7 protein-coding genes are annotated in these 8,231 nt (G+C 59.8%); 5 read left to right on the top strand and 2 right to left on the bottom strand.

All coding sequences use genetic code 11. The features are described 5' to 3' along the window. Positions 1–269 precede the first annotated feature (269 nt). Positions 270–1,301, top strand: coding sequence for an anthranilate phosphoribosyltransferase (gene trpD / locus NW815_RS01515; RefSeq protein WP_414415642.1), 1,032 nt, complete (start codon positions 270–272; stop codon positions 1,299–1,301). 51 nt (positions 1,302–1,352) lie between these two features. On the opposite strand, the gene NW815_RS01510 is transcribed toward trpD, so the two are convergent. Then, the gene (locus NW815_RS01510) at positions 1,353–1,979 is read right to left on the bottom strand and encodes a nitroreductase family protein (protein ID WP_414390492.1); all 627 of its coding nucleotides are present in this window, start codon (positions 1,977–1,979) and stop codon (positions 1,353–1,355) included. Between the two features lie 275 nt (positions 1,980–2,254). Here NW815_RS01510 and dapA point away from each other — a divergent pair, with 275 nt between their 5' ends. After that, positions 2,255–3,175: a 4-hydroxy-tetrahydrodipicolinate synthase gene (dapA, locus tag NW815_RS01505; protein WP_011431720.1), complete on the top strand. Its 921-nt coding sequence runs from the start codon at positions 2,255–2,257 to the stop codon at positions 3,173–3,175. Between the two features lie 232 nt (positions 3,176–3,407). Further along, positions 3,408–5,243 carry a ribonuclease J gene (locus NW815_RS01500; RefSeq protein WP_414390495.1) on the top strand — a complete coding sequence of 612 codons (1,836 nt, stop codon included), beginning with the start codon at positions 3,408–3,410 and terminating at the stop codon, positions 5,241–5,243. Between the two features lie 71 nt (positions 5,244–5,314). On the opposite strand, the gene NW815_RS01495 is transcribed toward NW815_RS01500, so the two are convergent. Continuing rightward, positions 5,315–6,274 (bottom strand): SGNH/GDSL hydrolase family protein, encoded by a 960-nt coding sequence (locus NW815_RS01495; protein WP_414390498.1) that lies wholly within the window; start codon positions 6,272–6,274, stop codon positions 5,315–5,317. A 160-nt stretch (positions 6,275–6,434) separates the two neighbouring features. Here NW815_RS01495 and NW815_RS01490 point away from each other — a divergent pair, with 160 nt between their 5' ends. Continuing rightward, entirely contained in the window at positions 6,435–7,724 is a 1,290-nt protein-coding gene (locus NW815_RS01490; protein WP_414390501.1) for an HD domain-containing protein, read from the top strand. Between the two features lie 83 nt (positions 7,725–7,807). Continuing rightward, on the top strand, positions 7,808–8,231 hold a 424-nt coding region (locus NW815_RS01485), incomplete at its 3' end, for a glycosyltransferase family 2 protein (protein WP_414415641.1).

The raw sequence follows: 8,231 nt of genomic DNA, 5'->3' as shown, positions 1-8,231 counted from the left end.
CCACCGCGTAGCTGTACCAGATTCCGGCAAAGCCGTTTTGTACAGCCAGGTTGATTATAGAACAAAGACCGCCTTTCATCCCGACCCTTACGCTGAGGCATAGCGCTCCGCGCCGCTAAAGTGGTTGCGTCGCGTTGCGTAGCAATAAGGAGGGCGGAGCTTCTGGGCGGATTAGCTAACCCTCAGCATGGCCCGACCTGCACGAGGCAAGTGACCCAGAGGCGGGATACGCTACTATAAGTACCCGCTGACACCCAGGATCCCGACCCATGACGGAAACGGCTGACCTTTGGCCACAGCTTTTGGGGCAGTTGCTGGATCGGCAATCTCTCAGCGAAGCCCAAGCTGAACAGTTGATGAACGGTTGGCTCCAGAACCAAGTGCCAGATGTGGTGTCGGGGGCGATTCTGGCGGCTCTGCAAGCCAAGGGGGTCAGCGCCGGTGAACTGGCCGGAATGGCACGGGTGCTGCAGCGGGCTTCGATGGGATCCCCGCTGGACTTGCCTCTCCTGGTGGATACCTGTGGCACCGGCGGCGATGGGGCCGGCACTTTTAACATTTCCACGGCGGTGGCCTTTGTGGTCAGTGCAGCCGGGATCCCGGTGGTTAAACATGGCAACCGTTCCGCCTCTGGCAAGGTCGGCTCGGCGGATGTGCTGGAGGCCCTGGGGGTGAACTTGGGGGCTGAGCCAGAGCGGGTGCGGGCGGCTGTGGCGGAAGTGGGCATCACCTTTTTGTTTGCTCCCCAGTGGCACCCGGCCATGCGGGCGGTGATCCCCTATCGGCGGGCCCTCAAGGTTCGCACCATTTTCAACCTGTTGGGGCCCTTGGTCAACCCCCTCTATCCCAACCGCCAGGTGATCGGGGTTTACGCCCAGGAGCTGGTGCCGGTAATGGCAGAGGCCCTGCGCCTGTTGGGACGGGAAGGGGCCATTGTGTTGCACAGCCGCGAAGGTCTCGACGAGGCCGGTCTGGATCAACCCACCGATCTGGGCATCCTGTCCGGTGGGCTGGTACGGACGGAAGTCTTGAACCCTGCAGATTACGAGCTGACCCTGGCACCCACCCAAGCTCTCAAGGGGGGGGATGTGGCGGAAAATGCCGCCATCCTCACCCAAGTTCTCCAGGGATCCGGGACGCCTGCCCAGCAGGATGTGGTGGCCTTGAATGCTGCTTTGGCCCTGCAGGTGGCCGGAGTGGCCCCCGATTGGAGAGCCGGGATCGCCCAAGCTCGCGAGATTCTCGCCAGGGGTGCCGCTTGGGATCGCTTGCAACAGCTGGTTCATTTTCTCAAGGCTTGATGCCGGTAGGAGCTCAGGAGAGGGTGACAGGGATCCCACCTGAGCCTAGGGCTAAAACTCCTGCCCTCGCCCAAAGGCCAGAACTTCATCCACCCCCAAGCGAGGCTTGCGCGGCAGGTTACCCGCTGCCGCATATCCAACCGCCAGCAGCATCACCGGCACGTAGCGGTCGGCAATGCCGAACTCCCGCTTTACCCCTTCCGGATCAAAGCCGATCATCGGCCCGCTCACCAAACCCTTGGCCTGAGCCGCGATCATCAGCGCCATGGCAGCCATCGCCCCAGAGCGAATCGCTTCATCCCGCGCCAAGGTGGGATTGTGGAGATAGGTTGCCTGGGCCATGTTCACCCAGCCTTCCGCTTTTTCGGGGGGGAGGATCCCGGCAGCAACGCTTCTTTGCACAATTTCAGGCAGTTTCTCATACCCCCGCAGATCCCCCAGGATGATAAACACCACCGATGCATCCGCCACCTTCTGTTGGTTGTAGGCCAGAGATTTGAGGCGCTCTTTGTCTTCCGGGTCGGTGACCGCAACAAACCGCCAGTGCTGAATGTTGAAGGAAGAAGGAGCTTCCGTAGCATAAGCCACCAGCTCTCGGATCTCCGCTTCCGATAAACGGCGGCTGGGATCCAATTTGTCGGCGGAAATGCGCTCTTTCAGGGCAGTTAGGGCGTCCATAGGGATCCTCAAGTGTCGGTAGAAAGGCTGCTCCCCCCAAAGGTAGGGGCAGGATTGGCAAATGGCTATACATTCCGTGTTCAAACGGTCTGTCTTCTTTGTTATCTCCCTTTTATCCAGCCTGTGGCAACCGGGTGAGGCACAAACTGGGCCTTGGCAGGGCAGGCAAGCGGGATCCCTAACGCAAAGGCAGGTATGATGGAAAAACAAACTGGTCTCATCTGGGTCGCCCGGTTAATCGTCGGATTGGTGTGGTTGATGGGGAGAAGCAATCGGTGAACTTCGGTCGAGTGCTGACGGCCATGGTTACCCCCTTTACCGATGAGGGGGAGCTTAACTACGATGAGGCCGCTCGTTTGGCCGATTACTTGGCAACCCACGGCAGTGACGGCTTGGTGGTCTGTGGCACCACAGGCGAATCTCCCACCCTAACCTGGCAAGAGGAGTATGAGCTGTTCCGCGTGGTGCGAGATGCCGTAGCCGGTCGGGCTAAGGTGATCGCCGGGACGGGATCCAACTCCACCCGTGAGGCCATTGAAGCCACAAAAAAGGCCGCTCAATTGGGTTTAGACGGCTCTTTACAGGTGGTGCCCTACTACAACAAGCCTACCCAGGCCGGCCTTTATGAGCACTTCAAAGCCATTGCTCAAGCCAGTGACCTGCCCATCTTGCTCTACAACATTCCCAGTCGGACAGGGGCCAGTTTACAGCCGGAGACTGTAGCCCAATTAGCAGAATTGGAAACGGTTGTCGCCATCAAAGAAGCCAGTGGTATGATGGATGTAGCTTCGGAAATTCGGCGACTCACTCCCTCGCGTTTCGCCATCTATTCAGGGGATGACTCTCTGACGTTGCCGCTCCTATCTTTGGGGGGGAGCGGGGTGGTCAGTGTAGCCAGCCACCTGGTTGGGTTGCAGTTGCAGGAGCTGATCCAGAGCTACATCAGGGGGCAACACGATCAAGCTTTGGCCCACCACCTGCGCCTGTTTCCGTTGTTCAAGGTTTTATTCATCGAGACCAACCCAGTTCCGATTAAGGCCGCATTGGAGATGCAGGGTTGGCGAGTGGGTCGGGCGCGCCTTCCCCTAGCGCCTCTGCAACCCAGTTCTCTGCAGGTTTTGCGACAGGTGCTTGAAGAGATGGGCCTGCTGGCTGAATCGAAGGGATCCGAACAAATGGCGACGAAAGTTTCATGATTGCATTTTTAGGCTTTGCTTCTGCCATGACCACGGTTTTCAGGGGTTTGCAAGGGGCTCTTTTGTGGCGTTTGACCTGTGGGTAAGTGGCTTTTTCCCCGAAAAGCTCTTTCCCAGCTTGGGAAGCAAATAAGTTGCGGCGGCTGAGTTCAGCTTTCACCCACAGCCTTGTTGGGGATAGCTTGTGCCCATTTCTGTTTTTGTTTTTTTACTGTTGAGGATCTAAACCCATATGCCAACACCACGTTCTTCAGTTGTTTCTCGTTCTGTAACCCCACAATCTACCTCTTCCGTTCAGATGATTCCGCTGGGCGGCGAGCGGGAGATCGGCAAAAACACATGGGCCTTCCGCTACGAGGATGACATCATCCTCTTGGATGCCGGTTTGGCTTTTCCCGATGAGAGCATGCACGGCATTAACATCGTGCTGCCGGACATGACCTACATCAAGCAAAATCGGGACAAAGTGCGGGGGATGGTGGTTACCCACGGCCACGAAGATCACATCGGTGGCATCCCGTATCACCTGCGGGAATTTGATATTCCGGTCATCTACGGCCCCAGATTGGCGCTGGCGCTGCTGGAAGAGAAATTGCGGGAAGTGGGCCTGCTCAACCGCACAGAGCTGCGTCCTGTTGGCCCCCGTGAAATCGTTCCCTTGAGTAAGCACTTTTTTGCCGAATTCATTCGCAACACCCACTCTTTTGCCGATAGCTTTACGGTGGCTCTGCACACGCCTGTGGGCGTCATTATTCAGACCGGCGACTTTAAGATCGACCATACCCCCGTGGATGGGGAGTACTTCGACCTGCAGCGGTTGGCCGAACATGGAGAAAAGGGAGTGCTCTGCCTGATCAGCGACTCCACCAACGCTGAAGTGCCGGGGTTTACCCCTTCCGAAGCCTCTGTGGTGCCGGGTCTCACCAAGGCCATTGCCGGAGCCAAAGGGCGGGTGATCATCACTACCTTTGCTTCTTCGGTGCATCGTCTCAACTTGGTGCTGCAGATCGCCGAACAGCAGGGTCGGGTGGTGTCTCTGCTGGGCCGCTCCATGCTGAATGTGGTGGCTCACGCGCGGCGCTTGGGCTACATCCGCTGCAAGGACGAGACGCTGCAGCCAATGCATGTGATCAACAGCCTGCCGGATGACCGGGTGATCATCCTCACCACCGGATCCCAGGGAGAACCGCTGGCTGCTCTTACCCGCATCGCCAACGGCGAGCACCCGCAGTTGCAAATCAAGCCAGGAGACACGGTGGTGTGGTCGGCCAACCCGATCCCTGGCAACACGATCGCAGTCTCGCGGGTCATCGACAAGCTGATGGAGCTGGGAGCCAATGTCATTTACGGCAAAGACAAGGGCCTGCACGTTTCCGGCCACGGCTGCCAGGAAGACCAAAAGCTGATGATTGCCCTCACCCGCCCCAAGTTCTTTGTCCCCACCCACGGGGAATACCGCATGCTGGTCAAGCACGCCGAAACCGCCATGAGCATGGGGATCCCGCGGGAAAACATTGTGATCATCGACAACGGCGATGTGGTGGAGGTGAACCGGGAGCGCATTGCCATCACAGGCCGCGTCCCCTCTGGCCTACAGATGATCGCCGCTTCCCACGATGGAGTGGTGATGGATGAGATGCTGCAGGAGCGGCAGCAGATCGCCAAAGATGGCATGGTGACGGTGGTGATCAGCCTGGACGGCAGCGGCCAGTTGCTCTGCACCCCGCAGGTGCAAACCTTTGGCTTGGCGGGGGAAGGGAACCAACTCAAGGGATCCGACCTGAAACCCCTTCTGGAGAACACCCTTCGGCAAGCGTGGCCCCAATTTGCTCGCTCGCTGGAGCGGGGCAGCCTGGACATCGACTGGGCCGGCCTTAAGGGCGAAGTGGAGCGGGTGGTGCGCCGTTTCTTGCGAGAACAATTGCCCGGCAGGCCCACGGTGGCGGTTTTTGTGCAATCCCCTGAAGAGGAGTCTGTGTCTTCCCTGAGTGTGGAAACCCAACCGGAGCCGGTAGCGGGTGCTCTGGGCCGGCGGCGGCGTTCCTCGGCAGCGGTAGCTGCTTCCTAAAACTGGCCCGTTTTCCATGGGTGGATCCTCTGAGCGCCTTTGGGATCCCTTGCCGAGCGCAGGGATCCTTCCTATTGTGCCGGCTTGTATCCATCCGTGAGAAAACTGCGGAGGGCAGACTCTGCCGCCGCATCTGGTTGCAGGGATCCCACCTCGCTAAAGGGAGGGCAGCGGGTTTGGGGAGGGAGCGGTTGCCGAAGGGCGCTCAAGAAGGCATCGGCCAAATCGGCGTAGCCCCGGTCGTTGGGGTGAAAGCCGTCGGCCAGCGGGCCGGGAAAGAAGGACTCGCGTCGGTAGGAGCGGGGATCGCAGAGCAAGTCCACCACTGGGATCCCCTGTTGGCTTAAGGGGTTGATGGCCCGTTGCGTGAGGCCAACCGAGATCAGGGAGAGCAGTTGGCGCACGCTGCTGGGTTGCTGCTGACCCAGAGGAATCAGGGCGAAGTTGGGCAGGTTGGCCACCGCCAGGCGAGCTTGAGGGGCACGGGCACGCACCGCTTGCAGCAGGGTTTGGTAATCGGCGGCGAATTGTCGGATCTGCTGATCGACGAAGGGCAAGGGATCCTCACCTTGGAGAGCCCGTTGAGCCGCCGCCAGAGCGATGGCGTTGGTATCGTTTCCGCCCACCCAAATGGTGATCAGGGTGGCATCGGGGGGAAGGCGCGGCACTTGATCCTGCAGCAAATTGGCCGGGATCCCCTGCCTCAGGGCTTGCATGGCGGGGCTGAGCACCGCTCCCGAACGGCCCAGGTTGATAAGCTCCACTGGGCCGGGCAGCAAGCGAGCCAGGCGGGGCACATAGCCCGTTCCATTGGGGCAGTCCAGGGGCTCTGAGCGCTGGGGTCGAGTGCCGGCGGCGTTGGCTGGGCCATCACAGGAAATGGAGGCGTTGTAGCCAACGGCATCGCTGGCTCCCAGGGCAACGTAGCGGGTGAGGGTGGGTGGGCTGGGCACAACAGGGGATCCAGAACTGGCAGAGCAGCCGGTTAGCCCCAAACTGAGTATCAAAATCAGCAGGGAGAGGAGGAACACCCAGCTGTCTTGTTGTCTTGGAGTCGAGTTTTCTGGGGTTCGGGTGCTGGCATCCTTTGCAGAGAGAGGCATGGGAAAGCGGGCATAGATAGGGCGAGGCGGGAAGCACCCCCAGACAGGCTAGCCAAGGATCCCAAAATTGGCGAGGTATGGTGGGAGTATGCCGCTACGGTTTTGCAAGTCCCGCACCTACCACGATCCCCTGCATGGCGCCATCAGCCTGAATGGAGGGGACGCGGTTGAGGCTCTGCTCATTCGCCTGATCGATACACCGGCCTTTCAGCGGCTGCGCCGCATCCGCCAGTTGGACACGGCCTTTTTTACCTTCCATGGGGCAGAGGGATCCCGCTTTACCCATTCGGTGGGGGTGCTGCAGGTAACGCGGCGGCTGTTCGACAAATTGGCCCATCGCTACCCAGAGCTGCGCCCCTATCGGGCGGTAACCTTGGCCTCGGCTCTGCTGCACGACATTGGCCATGCCCCTTTTAGCCATGCCGGGGAAGAGATCTTCGGCTGCCGGCACGAGGTTTGGACGGCCCGCATTCTCCGGGAGGATCCCCAGGTGAGGACGCTGCTGGCGGAGTTTGATTCCCAACTGCCGGCCCAGATGCAGCAAGTGCTGCAGAAGCAATTTCCCCTGCCGCTGGTGGGGCAACTCATCTCCAGCCAACTGGACTGCGACCGCTTCGATTACCTGATGCGGGATAGCCTGCTCACGGGTGCCCAATACGGCCACCTGGACTTGGATCGCATCCTAACGGTGCTGGATTATGACCCGGAGACGGGATCCCTGTCCATCCCTGCCCGCAAAGGCCTGGGGGCCATCGAGCACTACCTGGTGGTGCGCTATTTCATGTACACCCAGGTGTACCAGCACCCCAAGAGCCTCTGTGCCCGTTTTATCTTGGAGCGGCTATTCAGGCGGGCAGAGGCGCTCCTGCAAAGGGGGGAGATTGAGCTGGATCCCATCCTCAGCGCTTGGTGCTGGGCCTCGCTGGCGGCTCAAAAAGGGGATCCCTTCGAGTTGCCGCTCCCCCTCTACTTGGCTGCCGACGATATCATCTTCAGCTACCCCATGCGCCTCTGGGCCATGTCGGGGAAGGATCCCATCTTGGCGGATCTGTCGCGGCGCTACTTGGAGCGGGATTTGTTCAAGGCCCGCAACATTACCCAGTTGTCTGAGGAACAACGCCAAACCCTGGTGGCCGCCGTGCAGGCCAAAATGCTGCAGGACGGGCTGGATCCTGAAAGTTACTTGGGCATCCGCTCTGCCCATGTCCAGGGCTATAGCTTTTATGACCAAGGGATCCAGCTCAAAACCGAGCGTGGCTATGAAGAAATTGCCCATCTTTCCCCTTTGGTGCGTGCCTTGGTGGAAACCCAGCGCCAGGTCTGGCTAATCTTTCCCCGGCCCTATGGCGATATCGTAGAGGGGGTTTTGTCTGCCTAGAAAATCATTGGGCCATCCCAGAGCTAGAGCATTAGAGGTGGGAATCTGTTCCTGAGCACATCTAAACAACGAGGGAAGCAGGAGTGGGGATCCGAGAAATCCTAACGGGGGTATTGTCCTTAACAGCTTTGGCGATTGCCCTAGTGGCTCTGCAACTGAGGCGAGCGTTGCGGGCTTCCCCCTGGCTGAGGGATCCCCCGGCGGAACAGGCAGGGGAAATCGCGGCCGGGATGGAGCGGCTGGCGGTGATCGTGCCCGCCTACAACGAGGCCGAGAACGTGGTGGGCTGCCTGAGCAGCATTCTGGACAGCACCTCTGCCCCTTTACAGGTGTGGTTGGTGGACGATGAATCCACGGATGCCACCTGGGAGCTGGCCCAAGCCCTGGCTGCCGAACGGCAAGATCCGCGCCTACACCTGCTCAAGGGGGATCCCCGTCCCAAAGGCCAAAGGTGGGTGGGCAAAAACTGGGCCTGTGCCCAAGCCGTCGCCCGCGTAGAAGCCGACT

This window comes from Synechococcus sp. R6-7 (assembly GCF_047461695.1).
GTDB lineage: Bacteria > Cyanobacteriota > Cyanobacteriia > Thermostichales > Thermostichaceae > Thermostichus.
The sequence above is the reverse complement of the archived record's forward strand: the minus strand, read 5'-3'. Positions and strand labels throughout refer to the sequence as shown.